This window comes from Sphingomonas sp. CFBP 13720, from assembly GCF_014842075.1.
Taxonomy (GTDB): domain Bacteria; phylum Pseudomonadota; class Alphaproteobacteria; order Sphingomonadales; family Sphingomonadaceae; genus Sphingomonas.
On sequence record NZ_JACYVA010000003.1, the window covers coordinates 298,727 to 316,887 of the forward strand.

The 18,161-nt window shown below is 66.4% G+C and carries 13 protein-coding genes; 4 read left to right on the plus strand and 9 right to left on the minus strand.

Going from position 1 to position 18,161, the window contains the following annotated elements; translation table 11 throughout:
* Positions 1–55: 55 nt before the first annotated feature.
* Positions 56–415 (minus strand): thiol-disulfide oxidoreductase DCC family protein, encoded by a 360-nt coding sequence (locus tag IFT55_RS09015; RefSeq protein ID WP_192091229.1) that lies wholly within the window; start codon positions 413–415, stop codon positions 56–58.
* The gene (locus IFT55_RS09020) at positions 412–2,145 is read right to left on the minus strand and encodes a tryptophan-rich sensory protein (RefSeq protein WP_192091231.1); all 1,734 of its coding nucleotides are present in this window, start codon (positions 2,143–2,145) and stop codon (positions 412–414) included. Before IFT55_RS09020 ends, IFT55_RS09015 begins: the two co-directional genes overlap by 4 nt.
* A gap of 116 nt (positions 2,146–2,261) precedes the next feature.
* Between IFT55_RS09020 and IFT55_RS09025 the strand changes: the two genes are divergently transcribed.
* On the plus strand, positions 2,262–3,872 hold the full coding sequence (locus IFT55_RS09025) for an FAD-dependent oxidoreductase (RefSeq protein WP_192091233.1): 1,611 nt from the start codon (positions 2,262–2,264) through the stop codon (positions 3,870–3,872).
* A 66-nt stretch (positions 3,873–3,938) separates the two neighbouring features.
* On the opposite strand, the gene IFT55_RS09030 is transcribed toward IFT55_RS09025, so the two are convergent.
* The gene (locus IFT55_RS09030; RefSeq protein ID WP_192091235.1) at positions 3,939–4,388 is read right to left on the minus strand and encodes a hypothetical protein; all 450 of its coding nucleotides are present in this window, start codon (positions 4,386–4,388) and stop codon (positions 3,939–3,941) included.
* A 409-nt stretch (positions 4,389–4,797) separates the two neighbouring features.
* Between IFT55_RS09030 and IFT55_RS09035 the strand changes: the two genes are divergently transcribed.
* The 3 genes from IFT55_RS09035 (at position 4,798) to asd (ending at position 8,901) form a co-directional block, all read left to right on the plus strand.
* Positions 4,798–5,397, plus strand: a complete 600-nt coding sequence (locus IFT55_RS09035; protein WP_192091237.1) for a hypothetical protein — start codon at positions 4,798–4,800, stop codon at positions 5,395–5,397.
* Between the two features lie 42 nt (positions 5,398–5,439).
* Entirely contained in the window at positions 5,440–7,797 is a 2,358-nt protein-coding gene (locus tag IFT55_RS09040) for a PipA/GogA/GtgA family type III secretion system effector (protein WP_192091243.1), read from the plus strand.
* A 252-nt stretch (positions 7,798–8,049) separates the two neighbouring features.
* The gene (asd, locus tag IFT55_RS09045; protein ID WP_192091244.1) at positions 8,050–8,901 is read left to right on the plus strand and encodes an archaetidylserine decarboxylase; all 852 of its coding nucleotides are present in this window, start codon (positions 8,050–8,052) and stop codon (positions 8,899–8,901) included.
* Here the strand turns inward: asd and IFT55_RS09050 are convergent.
* From IFT55_RS09050 to IFT55_RS09075, 6 genes are all read right to left on the minus strand, one after another.
* The gene (locus IFT55_RS09050; protein WP_192091245.1) at positions 8,834–9,880 is read right to left on the minus strand and encodes a glucokinase; all 1,047 of its coding nucleotides are present in this window, start codon (positions 9,878–9,880) and stop codon (positions 8,834–8,836) included. The two genes, asd and IFT55_RS09050, sit on opposite strands and share 68 nt — an antisense overlap.
* A gap of 145 nt (positions 9,881–10,025) precedes the next feature.
* Positions 10,026–10,364, minus strand: a complete 339-nt coding sequence (locus IFT55_RS09055) for a hypothetical protein (RefSeq protein WP_192091246.1) — start codon at positions 10,362–10,364, stop codon at positions 10,026–10,028.
* Positions 10,365–10,485: 121 nt separating this feature from the next.
* Positions 10,486–12,483: a glycoside hydrolase family 97 protein gene (locus IFT55_RS09060; RefSeq protein WP_249403712.1), complete on the minus strand. Its 1,998-nt coding sequence runs from the start codon at positions 12,481–12,483 to the stop codon at positions 10,486–10,488.
* Entirely contained in the window at positions 12,480–13,217 is a 738-nt protein-coding gene (locus IFT55_RS09065; protein WP_192091247.1) for a GDSL-type esterase/lipase family protein, read from the minus strand. Before IFT55_RS09065 ends, IFT55_RS09060 begins: the two co-directional genes overlap by 4 nt.
* Positions 13,214–14,734: a carboxylesterase/lipase family protein gene (locus IFT55_RS09070; RefSeq protein WP_192091249.1), complete on the minus strand. Its 1,521-nt coding sequence runs from the start codon at positions 14,732–14,734 to the stop codon at positions 13,214–13,216. Before IFT55_RS09070 ends, IFT55_RS09065 begins: the two co-directional genes overlap by 4 nt.
* Positions 14,731–18,126: a glycosyl hydrolase 2 galactose-binding domain-containing protein gene (locus IFT55_RS09075; protein ID WP_192091251.1), complete on the minus strand. Its 3,396-nt coding sequence runs from the start codon at positions 18,124–18,126 to the stop codon at positions 14,731–14,733. Before IFT55_RS09075 ends, IFT55_RS09070 begins: the two co-directional genes overlap by 4 nt.
* Positions 18,127–18,161 lie beyond the last annotated feature (35 nt).

Below are 18,161 nucleotides of genomic sequence, written 5' to 3' on the forward strand. Positions count from 1 at the left end.
TCTCTCGGCCATCCGTACGCCGATGCGCGGACAGCGCGAGCCGATGTGGCGTCGGTCAGGAACGCGCCTCGCGTCCGGCCAGCCAGCGCTGAAGCCGCGGGCGGTTCTTCAGGAAATGCACATATGCGCGCTCCATCAGGAACAGCACCGGTCGATACCGCGCAAGCAGCCCTACCGGCCGTAGCAGCGGGATCGCGCGCCACATGGCCGCGAACGCCGCAGCACCGGACAGCATCCGGCCGTCCTCCATCGCATGGAATCGCGCGAGCAGGGCGGCACGGTCGATGGGACACGCGATCGGGCCGGTGGCATCGACGAAATCGATCCGTCCACGCCGGTCCAGCCGGCGCATCCACGCGATCTCGCGACGACACAGTGGGCAATTGCCATCGTGCCAGACGGTGACGCGGGTCATTCGCCCTTGGCGGGATTGTCGCGCCAGATCCGCTCGGCCAGCAACGTGGCGAAACCCAGCCATGCGACGAACGGCACGCCGACCGCTGCGGCCGGCTTGTCGGCCCGCGCTGCCGCCGCGACATAGGCGGCGCCCGATGCGACCATCGCGCCCGATGCCGCCGCACTCGCACCCAGCTTCTTCTCGCGGAAGAACAGCTGCGTCCAGCCGCCGACCATCGCCGTGTTGACCAGCCACAAGGCGACCGCCGTGTTGCGCGCCGTTCCCGACGGTTGCCGCAACAGTCGATATCCGCCGATCGCCAGACCGGTTTCCAGTACCGGCCACACCGCCCCGAACGCGGCATCGGGCGGCGTGAAGCCCGGCTTGTCGAGCCTGCGATACCAGCGACGGATACCGGGATGCGACGGATCGGGCGCATTGCGACGTCCGACGATCGCGCTTGCCCCCAACACGATGCCGACCGCGCCAAGCGCCAGCAACGGCGAAAGTCCGCCCCGCGCAGCCCCGCTATCGGCGGACAAGGGTTCGGGCGACGGTCCGGCAGCATCGTATCGCGACAGGTCCGGCTCTTTCCCGCCACCGCCGAACAGCTTGCCCGTAACACCACGGACGACAGGGCGGCTGGCCAGCGCCAGCGCGCCGTGCAGCAGCCGGATACCGGTACGGCTCTGCGGATTCATGATCCGTGGCGCGATCTTCGGCACCCCCTGCCCATCCTCGACCATCGGCCGCATCGCGCGTTCATAGGCGGCGAACGCGGGGGCGACGTCGTCCGCCCGCGCCATTTCGGACGCCAGCACATAGGCACCGGTAATCGCCAGCGTCGTACCGATCCCGGCGATCGGTGTCGCGCACCACGCCGCGTCGCCGGTCAGCACGACCCGGCCGTTCGCCCAGCGCGGCATCCGCACCTGCCGCAGCACGTCGAAATAGAAATCGTCGGTCGCGTCCATGCCGTCCAGCACCCGCGCGGATTGCCATCCGGCGTCGGCGAACCGTTCGCGCAGCCACGCCTTCTGCCGCGCGACGCTCCAGTCCTGCTCGCCGCCCGGTGCCTGCCGGACAGACAGCATCGCCCGGGTCATGCCATGGCGATCGGGGCGCAACGACACGCTGCGACCCCCGGTCGCATTGTACCAGCGCCACAGCCGGTCGTCGTCCGGCGTCCGCGGGATCATGAAATATGCGATGGTCAGGTCCATCCAGCGCGGCACGTTCTCGTTCGGGAACATCTGTTTGCGGGTGGCGGAGCCGACGCCTTCAGCGACGATGACCGCATCGTACCGCTCGGTCCGGCCGCTGGCGAAGGTCACGGTGGCGGCATCGTCATCCTGCACGATCGACGCGATGCTGTCGCCGAAGCGATAGGTCGCATGCTCGACGGCGGGTTCGTACAGCAACCGGGCAAGGTCGCCGCGCAATATCTCCATTTCGGCGGTCGGGCCGTCCGCCGTCGTGCCATCGGTCAGGAACTTCGCGGCGACTCCGCCATTGGCATCCACCCATGCCGTGCCTTCCTCGCCGGTGCCCCGATCGAGCGCCGCCTGCTCCAGCCCCATGCGGCGCAACACCTCGCGCCCCGATCCGCGCACGTCGATGTTCTGGCCGCCGTCGCGGAACAACGGCGCACGTTCGACGACGGTGACGTCGAAACCGACGCGACCCAGCCACCACGCGGCGGTGTTGCCGGCAACGCTGGCACCGGAAATCAGAATAGGACGTGACATGGATGCATCTCCCTGTACCGCACAACGGTCGAGACGGACTTCGGTCGCGCGCGTTCGGGCTTCGTTGCAACCTCCGGTCCGCTGCGATAGCCATGGTGCGGCCAGGAGACGACGCCATGGAAACGATCGGACGCGACCTGCGCGAGATGCAGCGCATCCCGCTGGAACCCGCGCACATCGCCGCGATCCGCGCAGCGGGAACGCGGCGGCACTATGCGAAAGGGGCGATGCTGGCAGAGGTCGGCGCACCCGCCGACCGCTTCGTCTATGTCGAGGAGGGCGAGATAGAGGTCGTGAACCCGTTCACCGGGGAACGACAGGTGCCCTCCACGCTCGGGCCGACGCAGTTCATGGCGGAGATTTCGCTGCTGTCGGGTGGCACCTGGTCGATGCCGATGCGGGCGGCGGCCGATACGGTCGTGGTAGAGGTTCCGCGACACGCCATGCTGCGGTTGATGGCGGCGATCCCCGAACTGTCGGATATCGTCATCACCGTACTGGCGGCGCGTCGGCGGCGTCAGCTCGATTCGGGCGATGGCATGCTCATCCTTGTCGGAGAGGAACGCAGCGCCGCGGTGCGAAGGATTGCCGAATTCGCGTCGCGCAACCGCGTGCCGTACCGCTCCTATCCACTGGGAAGCACGGAAGCCGCCGGCGTGGCCGTCAGCTGCGGAACCGGACCCGACGATCCGTCCGTCGTCTTCGGCCGCGATCTGGTGGTCGGCGATCCGACCCCGGAAAATGTCGCGCGGCTGCTGGGGCTGGATCAGGATCTGCCGGAAGAGGACGCGTTCGACGTGCTGATCGTCGGGGCCGGTCCGGCGGGGGTGGCGGCGGGTGTCTATGCCGGTGCGGAAGGGCTGCGCGCGCTGGTGGTCGACGACACCGCGATCGGGGGGCAGGCGGGCACGTCGAGCCGCATCGAAAACTATATGGGATTTCCGACCGGCATATCGGGCGCGGATCTGGTGTGGCGGGGCGAGGTGCAGGCGATGAAGTTCGGGACGCGCTTCGTCATGCCGCGTCGTGTCGCATTCCTCGAACGGCTGGCGAAGGGCGATCTGTGCGCGACCTTCGCCAACGGGCAACGCGTCCGCGCCGGCGCGGTGGTCGTCGCGACCGGTGTCCAGTATCGCCGCCTTCCCCTCGACCGCCTCCGCGAATTCGAAAATGCCGGAATTTATTACGCCGCGACCGAGAACGAGGCGCGCTTCTGCCGCGATGGCGAAGTGATCGTGATCGGCGGAGGAAATTCCGCCGGACAGGCCGCGATGTTCCTCAGCCGCGTCGCGCGTCACGTCCGGCTGATCGTGCGAGGCAATACGCTGGCAACGTCGATGTCGCATTATCTGTCCAGCCGGCTGGAAACCGATCCGGCGATCACGATCGAATATGGCGCGCACGTCGCCGAACTGCATGGCGGGCAAAGGCTGGACGCGGTGACGATCCGCAACGCGGACGGCGACCGGACGATCGATACCCGCGCGATGTTCGTCATGGTCGGCGCGGCCCCCAATACCGCATGGCTTTCCGGGCTGGTCGCGCTGGATGACAAGGGGTTCGTCCTGACGGGTGAATCGGCCGGCGCCACATCACCCTATGCCACCTCACAGCCCGGTATTTTCGCGGTCGGCGATGTCCGTGCCGGTTCGACCAAGCGGGTTGCGTCGTCGGTGGGCGAAGGTTCGGTCGTCATCGCGAAAGTGTGGGAGCATGTGCGCGGCTAGGGTCGACGCCGTTCCATGCCGGTTCCGGTCGCATCGGAGCCGTTCTCGATCGGGCCGAAAACCGCGCTAGCGCGAAGCCGGCAACACCTCGACCGAGAGGATCTGCCGCCCGGTCGCCGGCAAGGAGGCTGGTCGATGCACCAGATGATCCATGCGCAACTGCCCGGTCGTCGCCGATCGCCAGACCGTTCGACAATAGCGCCCGGTCAGCCACCGCTCCGCTGGCGAGCCGCGATCGGCCGTGACGCACAGGCTACCCTTTGCGATCGTCCATCGCCCCGAAAAGGGGATCGGTCCACGCCCCAGCCGGACGCCGCGCCATGTGCCGTCGGCGTGGAATTCCTCCCGTACGCCGGCATCGGCCGAGCCGGGGGGAGAATAGCGGACTGCCTTCCCAATCATCGCCTGCCGGATCGCCGCTCCGTCGAGCGGGATGGCGTCGTCCCTGCCGGATGCAGGCGAACCCGTCATAAGCACGACCATCGCGCAGGCATACCATGGTTTACACCAGATCATGCGGCCTCCCGATGCCCTTCCCAAGTCGGGCAGGACAGTAACATGCGATACCAGAACAAGACGCCGCTGTCATCCCGAAGTAACATCGATCTGTATCGTTGGTTACGCCGAATTATTCCAAATGTAGATTGAGTACACGTCAAAAGCGGGATACTGGACCTCTTGGTTTTTTTCGCGTGCGTTAGTGATTCGGCGTATCAGTGGACAAGTATCGGCAGCCCTGCAGATGCTGTCGCAATAGTATACCTTCCTAACGACAGGGACCGAAGTGATCGCTGGCATCGAACCCCTATCGACGGACCACAGACGCGCGTCGGGTGCCTTCGTGCTGGATATCGTCGATGAAAGTATCGGAAGCGAAGGCCATACTTCGCCCGCCGCGATCGGGAACGAAGGATTTCGACGCTTCGTGTCGGAAACGATCGCGGCGTTCGGGGAATCGGGTTTCGGTGCCAGCCCGTCTGACGCAACCGCGATCGGTAGCGCGCGAGCCATGCTGGTCTTTCGCCGTTCGCCACTGGTCACGTCGGGGGACGATCCGTTTCCCGCTCCGCCCGAACCTGCGCCCGCATCGTCCGCCGCCGGCCGGGTCGTCACGCCATGGTTCAATTTCTCCGTCACCGGCGATCCGCCCTGCATCGACGGCGTCTTTCACTGGAGCGAGCGCGCGGTGCTGCGCGATCAGGCGATTCTGGCGGGCATCGCGGTCGATGACGCCGCCGCGCCGACGCCGTTGCCGCGCAGCGAATTCGAACGGCTGGCCGACGACTTTGCAACCGGCCGTTCGTCGGATGCGCCGCCCGAACTGACGTGGCTGTTCCACCAGTCGCCACGGAACCGGCGCGGCCGCTTCTCCGACGTCGTGGTGGACCAGATGCACCGGTTGAGCACCGGAGCGGCCGATCGCTATGCGCGCCTTGCCGGCATTCTTGCCGCGCGCTGCATCGCGGGGGGCGGCGCAACGATATCGATCGCCGACATTCGGGCGGCGCGATCTGTACCTGAGTAACGATGGAGCGGCACGACCTGCCGCATTTCAGGGAGAGCAGACATGGCATTTGCAGATATCGAAGCCAGACTGACGATCACCGGCTTTTCCGCCGGCGCCGCCGCCACGATCAAAGCTGCGATCAAGACCGTCTATGAAGGGTCCGCGACCGCGAAGGGCATTTTCGACGGCTGGATCGCGACGGCGGGCAATGTGTTCACCGTCGAATTCGTCGCAGGCGCGTTCCAGGCGCTGACCGGCACCGGACGCATCCAGATCGACTTGGCCGAACTTACCAATGCCAACTATATCGACAATAACGGCAAGGCAGTGGCGGACACCGCCGCCACGGCGATCCTGCACGAATTCGTGCACGCCCTGACCGGAAAGATCGACAACTGGAACAACATCGACGATTATCGCGGCGATACCGTCCGGCAATCGAACATCATCTACAAGGAACTCGGCCTTCCTGAACAGAACAGCTATATCGCGTACGACACCACCGGCAACATCCTGACCCGTGGCCGCGACTATACCGGCGGGGCGGCGATCGACCGGTCGGAGTCGGGCGACCGGAACTGGAATTCGGGCCCGGCGGGCGATTCCAAGGATCTGCTGATCGGCGGAGCGTCGGCCAACACGCTGCAATCTGGGGCCGGTGCCGATTTCCTGTTCGGGGCGGGCGGCAACGACACGCTCGATGGCGGTGACGGGTCCGATACGATCGTGCTGACCGGCAAGCCCACCGATTACGACATCCGCCTGCAGGCCGACGGGTCGTACATCTCGCGCCACGTCCGCGGCACGGCGGACGAAGGGACCGATACGATCGGGAATGCCGAGCGCGTCCAGTTCCTCGACGGCCAGACGTTCAACCTCGCCAAGAACGGCCTGAGCTTCCAGACCGACTTTTCGTTCGTGATCGATACCACCGGATCGATGGGAGACGATATCGCGGCGGTGAAATCGGCGGCGACCGGCGTGGTCAATGCGCTGTTCGCGGGCGATACGATCGATGCGCGGATCAACGTCGTCACGTACAAGGACAATACCAACGGCGAACCGACGGTGGTCGAACTGGGCTTCACCGATCAGGACGCGTTCGCGGATCGCAAGGCGGCGGCGCTGTCCGCAATCAACGGCATTTCGGTCGGCGGCGGCGGCGACTTCCCCGAAACCGCGTTCGAAGGGCTGTTGAAGGCGCTGGACGGCAGCGCGGGCGAATGGCGACCGGCGGCCGGGACCAAGAAGATCGCGCTGTTCACCGATGCGACGGCCAAGGATGCGTTCCTGCTGCCCACCGTACTCGCCTATGCGACCAATGTCGGCGCCACGATTTCCGCCAAGAATTCCGCCCTGCTCGGTTCGATCGGCGTGGTCGACACGTTCGAACTGACCTTCGGCCCGGACGATTTCCAGCAACGCAACCCGGTTTCGGAAGGTGACGACGTCATCTCGCCGCCGCTGGTACCGTTCGTCGTCACGCCGGCCGGCGGAAAGGGGCTGATCCAGATCACCACCATCTTCATTTCGGGATTCACCACCCCCGACCCCAATTTGACGACGGTGTCGGAGGAAACGGGCGGATCGGTGCTGACCGCGTCCAATCCGGCGGAAGTCGTCGCGCGGCTGCTGGAAGTCATTACCACCGCCAATTTCAGCATCGGCTTCGCCAGTTCGTCGGTGACCGAAGGGAACAGCGGAACCACCGACGTCGTCATCACGATCAGTCGCGATCGCGGGGAACAGGCGGCTACGGTCGAGCTGTCCGTATCGGGAACCGCCAACGCCGGCGACATTTCCGGCACGATCCCCGACAGCGTCACCTTCGAAGCGGGCGAACTGACCAAGGATATCGTGATCGGGGTGCGTGGCGATACGGTAAACGAAGCCGACGAGACGCTGATCGTTACCATCGGCGACATCAGCACCCCCGCCACCGTTCTGACGGGAGAAGCCACGCTCAGCATCCTGAACGACGATGCGGACGCGGTACTGGTCATCGAAGGCGACGAGAACAACAATGTGCTGCGAGGCACTGCGGCAAATGAGGTCATCATCGGCCGTGACGGATCGGACCGGATGGCCGGGCGGGGCGGCTCCGACGTCTTCGTATTCCTCGAATCCGATGGTCCGGGTCGGGATCGCATCGGCGATTTCGGCAGCGACGACGTGTTCATGAGCGACGTAAAGCTGTTCGACAGCAATGGCGACAACATCATCACGTTCGGCAGCAACCTGATCGTGGATATCGAAACCAGCCGCAGCGTGTCGATCTTCGGCGAAACCGGCGCGCTGGTCCGGCGGCTGGAATATGACGGCGTCTATGTCGACGAAACGACCGGCGTCGAATATTACATCTACAGCCGGGTCGGATCGGACGCCGGGCTGGATACGGTCGCGGGCCTGACGATCTGATTGCTATCGGGGCGGGCGTCTGCGGACACCCGCCCCGAACATCGATCACCGTGTCCCGATCCGTCCCGTCCGCCGGATCGCAACGCCCGCCGATCGGGCCGGAAGCGGCGCAGGCCGATTGCGACGACTGGAACACCTTCCGACCCGATCGTTCGGTCCGTAATCGACGTTTGGCGATCGGCATCGCAACCCGCTACGGTCCCCGACCACCTCGCGCATTTCCGCGGCGGCGTTGTTGTTCAGAGCCTTGCCATGTCCGATCGCCTGAAGATCCTGTTGCAACACCTGTTGCCGAAAAAATGGTTGACCCTGTTCGCCGGCCGCGTCGCCGGCGCGCATGGCAGCGCGGCCACTCCCATGCTGATCCGCTGGTTCGTCCGCAAATACGGCGTCGACATGCGCGAAGCGCTCGATCCCGACCTTGCCAGCTATCGCAGCTTCAACGATTTTTTCACCCGCGCGCTCAGGGCGGATGCCCGGCCGATGGCGGCGGCGGATTTCGTATCGCCGGTCGACGGCGCGATCAGCCAGTTCGGTGCGATCGACGATCACCACATGGTGCAGGCAAAGGGGCATCGCTTCACGATCACCGATCTGGTCGGCGGCGATACCGATCTGGCCGGTGTTTTCCGTCACGGCAGCTTCGCCAATCTGTACCTTTCGCCGAAGGATTATCACCGGCTGCACATGCCGTGCGATGGCCGGTTGATGCGCATGATTCACGTACCCGGCGCGCTGTTTTCGGTGAACCCGACCACGGCGCGCGGCGTCGCCAACCTGTTCGCGCGCAACGAACGTCTGGTGTGCGTTTTTGAATCCGAACGCCATGGGCCGTTCGTGATGGTTCTGGTCGGCGCGACCATCGTCGGCAGCATGGCAACCGTGTGGCACGGCGTCGTGAACGCCAAACGCACCGGCAAGCCGTCCGAATGGAACTATGCCGATCGCGACATCCGGCTGAAAAAGGGCGAAGAGATGGGGCGGTTCCTGCTGGGATCGACGATCATCATGCTGTTCCGGCCGGGCTGCGTCGTCTTCAACCCCGAATGGGCACCGGAACGGCCGGTACGGCTGGGCGAAGCGATGGGAAAGGTTCCGGGGTAGCCGTCATCCGCTGATGATGCAGCGCCCTTCCCAAACCCACCAGTTCGGCATTTTCCAGCATCATCAACGACCGCGGCACGGTCAGCAAGGCACGGCGGTATTTCGCCGAAATCGGGAACAGCGCCTGTGCTTCGGGCTGGCGCAGGAACGGACGGATCGCACGGGCGACCTCACCAGTGATCAGTACGCCGTCCCACGCGCCGAACGTCATGACAAGGTTTCCGGCCTGCGCCCAGAAGGCTCTGGCCAGCAACTGACAGGCACCACGCGCGATCGGATCGGTCGCGGCCAGCCGGGTGACGTCTTCGGGCGTCGTCGCACGCGGCGGAACCGACGCGCGTCGGGCCAACAGCGCATAGATCGCCAGCAGACCACGTGCCGACACGATATCCTCGCTCGCGACGGGATGTTGCCCCGCGAACAGGTCGATAGCCAGCCCTGCCAGCTCGTCCGTCGCTCCCGCGAAAACTGCGTGCCCCGCCTCGGTCGCCAGCACAGCGACGGTCCCGGTTTCGCTGCGGTTCACGACCGCGACGCCCAGACCCGAGGTGATGCCGACGATCAGGTAACATCCCGGCCGTCGCAACAATTGTCCCGGGGCACCGCCAAAGGCTTCGTCGACCCGTGTATCAACGCTCGCGAACGCCCAGGCTTCCGCCGCGAAGTCGTTCAGGATCAACGGCGGTTCGCCCAGCATCGCCTCCAGCCCGGAACGCGACAGGAACCATCGGGTGTTAGTGATCGAAATCGTATCGCCGCGTACCAGCCCGGGCACCGAAACGGCCGACCTTCGGGGGAGCGCCGGGAGGTTGAGGTCGCGTTGGAATGCGATAAGCGCTGCCGATACTCCTGTCGTGGCATCGGCGCTGTAGCTGCGGATCGTATCGGGGCGGATCGATCCGTCCCCCTTCGACAGCGCGAACCGGACGTGTTTGCGCCCGATCGATCCGAGCACAGCGCTATCGCACGTCGCGGTCATGGCCTCTTCCTGTCGTTCACGCTTATCGTTGTCGATACCGGGAATAACGATGAAGAGTTTGCAAAACATTACAGCGATTTACGGTGCCAAGCCGGTGCCCGGCGACGCCGTCCCGGACAGGGTCCGGGACGGCGCGCGCGGCGGTTCAGCGACGGCCCGGCCGGTCGTTACGATCGCGGCGGTCGTTCCGTTCGATGCGTACCTTGCGCGACAGTGCGTCGAAACGCCTGTCGAGGTCGCGGCGTTCGCCGACCGACAACCCGTTCGAACGGCGATAGCGCTGTTCCAGCTGCGCGATCTGGCGGAACTCGCTGCGCAGGCTCACCGCCTCGCGCCGGTCGAGCGCGCCGTTGCGGATACCCTGATCGATCCGGCGATCGATCTGTGCCTGACGCTGGTTGATGTTCTGCCACGGCGCCGCAGCGGCGGGCAGTGCGGCGGTGGCGATGCCCAGACCAGCGATCAGCAGTGCGAACTTCTTCATCGGATGTCTCCTTGTCCCTCTGACAAATTCAATATCGTCCCACGCTGTCGCAACATCTTGTCATCAAACCCGGAAAATTGTCCCGATTTGTCGTACGGCCGATGCGGTCGTTCAGGTTTTCCTATCGCGGGGTCAGCGTCACCACCGCCCCGCCCGATCCCGCCAGCGACAGGTCGATGACGTCGTCCGCCCCCACCGCCTTGCGCGAACGCACGATCGCGGTCGGCGCGGCACCGTCGCCGATCATTGCCGCATCGAACCGCCCCTTGCCCAGAAACGCCAGCGGCAGGCGCACATTGCGGGCGGTCTCGTTGTTCAGGGTGCCTATGTACCATGTACGCCCCTTGCGCCGGGCGACCGCGATATAGTCGCCGACATCCCCCGCGACGAAGCGCGTTTCGTCCCACGACGTCGGGACCGTCCGCACGAAATCCAGTCCGTCGGGCGATGCGGCATAGGTGTCGGGGCTGTCCGACACCATCGCGACCGGACTGTCGTAGACGACGTACAGCGCCAGCCCGTGCGCGCGCGTCGTCTGGACGAACGGCAGCACGCTGCGGATCTGAAAGCTGTCGGGCGACGCATTGCGAAAGCCCCCCGGGGTATAGTCCATCGGGCCGAGCAGGTTGCGGGTATAGGCCAGCATGACGTTGTGCCCCGCCGTGATCCGCGCCGACCATTTATTGTATTCCGCGCCCAGCACGCCTTCCTGCGTCACGAAATTGGGCCACGTGCGGTTCAGCCCGCGCGGCGCATAGGCTCCGTGCAGATTGACCATCAGCTTGTGCCGCGCCGCCGCCGCAAGGAATTTCGTGTACCATGCCACGATCGCCTGATCGTCGCGGTCCATGAAATCGACCTTCACCCCGGCCACGCCCAGCTTTTCGTAGAGCGCCAGCGCGTCTTCCATCTGGTCGTCGAGCGCGATCCAGTTGAGCCACAGCCAGACGCCGACCTTCTTCGACCGGGCATAGTCGATCACGCCCTTCAGATCGATCGACGACGCCGCCCGCGTCACGTCGACGCCGGGTTTCACCAGCGCGCCGCCGCCTGCGCCGACATACCAGCCTTCGTCGATCATCATATATTCGATGCCCTGCGCGGCGGCGAAGTCGATGAAGGCGCGGGTCGTCGCGGTGTTGGTGCCCGGTTGCGGCGCGGTGGCGATGCTGGGACCGTTCCACCAGTCCCATGCCGACTTGCCCGGCCGGATCCAGCCGGTGTCAGCGATCTTCGACGGAGTGGCCAGCGTGTTGACCAGCGTCGATTCGGCCAGTTCGCCGGCGCGGTCCGCCAGCATCACCACGCGCCACGGCGTGCGGATCGGACTGCCGACGCGCGTGCGGACGGCGACGCGGGGATCGTCGATCGACGGCGACAGCCGCGTCGTCAGCCCCAGCCCGCCATCGGCACGCCCGGTCAGGTACATGCCCGCGAAATCGACCAGATCGGATTCGGCGATGGCGAACGCCGCCTTGCCGGTTTCGCAGAGGAACGGCACGTCGAACAGATTGTGTTCGCGCGTGCGGGTCACGTCGACCGGGTCGAATTCGCCTTCGTGGCTGTTGCGGAAGCGGCCGGGGTTGAAGCCCCAACATTTATAGGCCGCGGGGAAATTGAAGTTCGTCTGTTCGCCGCGCACCACGGTCGCTTCGGTCGCGGCCTGTACCGGCAGCACGGTGCGAAACGCGACGCCGTCGTCATAGGCGCGAACGATGACGTCCATTCGCCGCCGCTGGCCCGTGTTCTCCGCGAAATGGACTGTCAGTTCGCTATAATGGTCGCGCCCCTCGCGCGCCTTGCCGACGACGATCGGATAGCGGGTGTCGTTGCTGCGCCGTTCGCTGCCGGTGACGGACATGCCATAGCCGATGCGATCGTCGGCCAGTTCCAGCACGATCGGCGACGGCGCGATCACCGCCGAACCGCCGCGCGCGATCGCATAGGTCGGCCGCCCCATCGTATCGAGCGTGATCGCCACCGCGTTGCGTCCATCGGGCGACTGCAATTCGATCGCCCCCGCCGCCGGGGCGGCCGTCACGGTCGCCGGTGGCGAGACGTCCTGCGCGAACGCGCCGAGCGGCATCGCGGCGGCCAGCGCAAGCGCAGCGCGGATCATACGCGCAGTCCCTTCTGCTTGAGGATCGGGGTCAGCACGGTCGCCATCGCGTCATAACCCGCTTCGGTCGGATGCACGCCGTCATAGGCCAGACCGGGCCGCATCGCGCCGTCCGGCGTTGCCAGCACCGGGGTGTAGTCCACCCATGTCGCGCCCGTCCGGGCGGCATAGGCCCGGCTCCATGCGTTGATCTCCCGGATCGGCCCGACCACGTCCAGCCCCGGCCGCCACGGAAAGTTCGCGGCGGGCGGCACGCTGGCCATCAGCACGCCGATCCCCGCCTGCTTCGCCAGCATCGCCATCATCGCCAGATTGTCGAACGTCTGCGGACGGGTGATGACGCCGGTATTGCCTGCGATATCGTTGGTGCCGGCCATGATGTGGACGAATCTGGGCCGGTGCGCGATCACGTCCGCCATCATCCGCAATACCATCTGCGGCGTCGTCTGCCCGCCGATGCCGCGTCCGACCCGGCCGGGCAGGAAAAAGCCGGGGCGCTTGTCGCGCCACCCTTCCGTGATCGAATCGCCCATGAAGACGATATCGGTCTTCGCGCCCGAAGCCTTCAGCGCGGCATTGTCGGCGGCATAGCGGCCAAGCCACGGCCAGTCCTCACGCAACTGGCGCTGGTGCTTCTGCTCCCACGTCTCTTCCTGGGTGGCACGGGCAGCGGCGGCGGGCAGCAGCGTCGCAGCGCCCGCGACAGTCAGAAAGGCACGGCGATCGAAGGTCATAGCAATCCTTGCAGCTTGCAGATGTCGGGACGGATGTCGCCGGTCCGCGGCGTCGCGCCATTGGCGTCGAACAACAGGTTCGCAGGTGCGCCGCGCGTCGTGCGCGGCCATGCCGGACGCCCGTCGCCCGACGGATCGCCGGTCGTGGCGAAGGCGACCCAGTAATCCTGAAGATGGACCGATCCGGCGCGCTGGTCACCGAAGATATGCTGGATTTCCGCACCGTGATGCGTCAGCCCGCCGCCGGTGCCGATATCGAACTCATAGCGCCACACCGGCCAACCACGCCCCGCCAGCAGGGTCGTCAGCGTCCCGGCCGGACAGCGGAAGATCGCATCGGTCGCAATCTGCTGGTCGCGCGTGCCCATGCGCGGATGGGCCGCGGGATCGGCCTGATCGAGGCGGTAGAAGCTTCGGGCACCGTCGGCGTTCGCCCCGAACGACAGATCGACGAAGCCGTCGCGCGCGGGACGGCCGCCGGGCAGGTCGAATTCGAACATGTTCGAACCGATCAGCACCGGCCGTTTCGGCGCGGTCACGAACAGCCGGTCCGGCGTGTCGGGCAGCACCGCGCCGTCGATCGTCGTCCGCAGATACAGGAAATCGTCGGCGGTCAGCTTCGCGTCGTGCAGCTTCAGGTCGGCGGCAAGCAACGATGCGGCCGATGCGCGACGCAACGCCGCCGCGCCCTGTGTCCCCAACAGCACGTCGAGCTGGTCGCCGATACGGAACGCTTCCTTCAGCGGCCGCCATGGCAGGCCGAAACCGGGCGTTCCCGACTGGATCGCCGCGCGGGCGAACAGGCCGCGTGCCAGCGGGGTGGCGAGCATCAACGACACGTCCTGCGCACCGGCGCTTTCTCCGGTGATCGTGACGTTGTCGGGATCGCCCCCGAATTTGGCGATATTGTCGCGGACCCAGCGCAGCGCCGCGATCTGGTCCATCAGCCCGTAATTGCCGCTGGCGCCCTTGGCCTCCGCCTCTGCCGCGAGTGCGCGATGGGGCAGGAATCCCATGATGCCCAGACGATACTGGACCGCCACCAGTACCACGCCGCGCCGGACGAGGTTCGACCGGACCATGCCCCCGGCCGATCCGGCGCGGTTGCTGCCACCGTGAATCCACACGACCACCGGACGCTTGCCCGTCAGCGACGGGGTGGCAACGTCGAGCGTCAGGCAGTCTTCGCTGGCGAAGACGTGATCGGCGCGGTTCCAGCCATAGTCGTTCTGGAGACAGGCGGGTGCCGTCTCGGTCGCGGCGCGGATTCCCGTCCATTCGAGCACCGGCTGCGGCTCGCGCCAGCGGTTGGCACCCAATGGCGGCGCGGCGAACGGCATCCCGAGGAACAGGACGCGATCCGCTTCGGCCTTGCCCTCCACGATACCGCCCGACACCGATACGCGCGGGGGCACGGGTGCGGGAACCGGAGCTGGCGCCTCCTGTGCGACGGCGGGGACGCTCGCCGCCCATGCCGCCAGTGCGAATCCCACGACACCCATGCCCGATCGCTTCATCGCACCATCCGTTCCGCCACGTTCCACCCGCTCAACCGCACGCCCGGCGCGGCCCGCACCGTCGCGGGCCAGCGGATCTCGATCGTCCTGCGCTCACCCGGAAGCAGCCCGACATAATTGTCGGAATAATAGGCCGGCAGGATGCGCTGTCCATCCGGTCCGACCAGCGTCAGCTTGGTGTTGATCGCGGCGACCGGACCGTCATTGGCGATCGTGACCGCCATCTTCCGGTCGGTGCCGTCGACCACCGGCGCAGCACGCGTCACGGCGAGTTTGGCGGGCGCCAGCGTATTGAGCGCGCGATACGAAGCGGTGTCGCGCCCCCGCCAATAGAAATTGTCGGCGACCACCCGCCCGCCGGCATCGGTCAGGGTCAGCGCCACCAGCACCATGCCGTCGGCCGGATACAAGGTGTCGAGCGGCACCGCCGGCAGCGGCGTCGCGCGATTGGCCAGCGCATCGACCGGCAGGCTGCGCCGGAACAGTTCGCGATTGTCCAGCCCGACGACGCGCGCCGTCGTGGTCAGCCCGCGCATGTCCGCCTGGGTCGTGTTGAGCACCACCAGTTCGTTGCCCGGCAGGTTCAGCTGGACATGGACCGGCTCGGCCGCCTTCTTCGCACCGTAATAGGCGGCGGACGTGTCGTAATCCCACGAATATAGCTGCCACGCGTTCGACGGCCATGCCGGGTGCGTCATCCACAGCAACCGGCCGCTGTTCTTCGTCCACAGATGCCCGAGGAACCCTTCGTACATCGCCTTGTGCGTTTCGAGGTTCATCATCTGCGCCTTGCGTTCGAAATCGGGCAGGCTGGTGCCCGGTCCGAACATCGTCGCCAGCGTGGTCATGAACGTCTTCGTGTCGCCGTTCCCGCCGAAATGCCAGTCGTGATACGCCAGCGTGTCGCTCAGCGGCCACTGGTCGGCGGTGGGGACGTAGCTGCGGATCGATTCGATCGTCGACAGCGACGGCGTGCCGGTTTCGACTGAAAAGCCGGTGGCGAGATCGGTGAAATACCCGGACGGCGGGCGATAATTATACGGGCCGGAGCCTTGCAGGTTCACGACGTTCGACGATCCGGTGAACCAGCGCGTGCCGTCCAGTTCGAACACCGCATCGTCCAGCCCTTCGTTCAGCGTCGGATAGGGTACGCCCTCGTTCCGGCCGAACCACAGGATAATCGACGGATGGTTGCGATAGCGCGCGATGGTATCGCGGGCATTGTTCAGGAACCGTTGCGGGTCCTGTGGCTCCACCTGGAAATTCTGGGTCGATTGCCAGAAATCGTTCATCACCATCATGCCGTATTCGTCGGCTAGGTCGTAGAATTGCGGTTCGGTGTTGGTGCCCATCCAGTTGCGGATGATGTTCATGTGCGCATCACGCTGAAGCCGGAAATAGGGTTCCAGACGCGTGCGGTCGGACCGCTTCATGGCGTCGTCCATGCCCCAGTTGCCGCCGCGCGCGGCGATGCGCACGCCGTTGACCCGGATCGTCAGATGCGGTTCGGGCAGCGTTTCCGCGATCGGGGTGACGCCCGGCGATGTTTCGCCCGCAGCGGTCAGTGATTCCGCCCAGCCGGTCGGGGTCTGCTTGATCGCTTCGTGGCGCACGTCGATCAGCCGGTTGCCGGACAGGCCACCGTCGGTGGTCTGCACGTTGACCCGCCGCAACGCCCCCGCCGCATCGAACAGCGACAGGTCGTAGCTGACTTCGCGGATGCCGAACCGCGTGCGGTGCGTGTCCGATACGCCCGCTTCGTCGGCGACGGTGATCGTCATGTCGTGCAGCGCCGGATCGCCATAGCCGTTGGGCCACCACAATTTCGGGTTCGCCACGCGCAGTGCCGGATCGGTCGCGGGCGTGAAGGCGACGATCGTGCTCGCGCCCGGTGCCACCGTGACCGTGCGGCGCACCTCCACGCCGTCGAACCGTGCCGCGACCGTCGCCTGCCGCGCGGTGGTGCCGCCATTGGACACCGGCACGCGGATATGGATGTCGGCGCTGTCGATGCGGGGCAGCGGCAGGTCGGTCACGATCTGCGGATCGCCGATCATCAGGTCGCCATGCGCTTCCAACTCGACCGGCAGCCACAGGCCGGTGTTGCGGTCGCGGATGCCGGGGATCCAGTCCCACCCCTCGGTCGCGACGAAGGTCGGACCGTCGATCGCCAGCTGTCCGCCATTCTCGCCCACGCCCGCCGCGATCGACTGTTCGTGCGGCGTGCCGGGATGCGGCGGCGGCGACACCTTCACCGCGATGACGTTCTCGCCCGCGACCAGCGGCAGGTCGAACCGGCCCCGCACGAACGCACCGATGGTCGTGCCGACCTTCGCGCCATTGACCCACACTTCGCTGGCATAGTTGATGCCCCCGAACTGGATCGTGGTGCGCTTGCCTGCCGCGCCGGCAGGGGCGGTGAAGCTGGTGCGATACCACCAGTCCTGCCGCGCGAGCCGTTCGGGGATGGCGAGGTTGTTCAGCCCGATATACGGATCGGGATAGACGCCGCGATCGACCAGCGTGGTCAGCACCGTCCCCGGCACCGTCGCCGCATGCCATTTGCGCGCGTCATAGGCCGGACGCGACAGCACCGCGCCGCCCTGTGCCACGTCGGGCGCACCCGCCAGCCGCCAGCCATGGACGATCCAGCGCAGGTCGCCCGCCGCCTCCAGCGCGGGTTCGGCGCGAAGCGGCTTGGCGACCGGGGCGGAGACATCGCCCTTGGACTGCGGCAGCGTCCACGGGTCCTGCGGACGCCAGTATCCGGTATTGGCGGTCTTCTGGAATTCCCAGCCGACGCCGACCTGCCACAACTGCACCGTATCGAAATCGGGACGCGTCTTTGCCAGCGCGGCGATATCCAGCGCGGCGTCGTCCACCCGCGCCTCGACTAGCGTACCGCCGAAATGCGGCGCGCCCGGCGTCACGCCGGCGATCGCGATCTTCGCGGGGATCGCGGTGGAGGGGGCCGCGCCGCTGGCGACCTGCCGTCCGTCGACGAACAGCCGTACGGTGCGTCCGTCCGACGTCGCGGCGACATGATGCCATTCGCCCGGTGCCAGCACCGCGCGTGAGGCGACTCCGGTGGCGGCATCGGCATAGGCAAGTACGCCGTCGCGCAGGTAGAGCGCACGCTTGGCGGTGCCGTCGCCCAGCGTCACCAGTTCGACCGGCCCGGCCTGTCGCGCATCGGGCCGCACCCAGCCCGCCAGCGTGAACGGCGCATCCGCCGCGACGATGCGGTCGCCGGCCGCCAGATCGCGGACGATACCGACCCCGCCCGACAGGAAATGCGCGTTATATGGACCGCCATTAGTCGGCGGCGCGGCGTGCGCGTGCCCCACGATCGTTCCGGCCAGCAGCATCGCCGCCCGCGTGAAGCTCCGCATCGTCCACTCTCCCTGTCGCCCGGTTCGGCGATAAC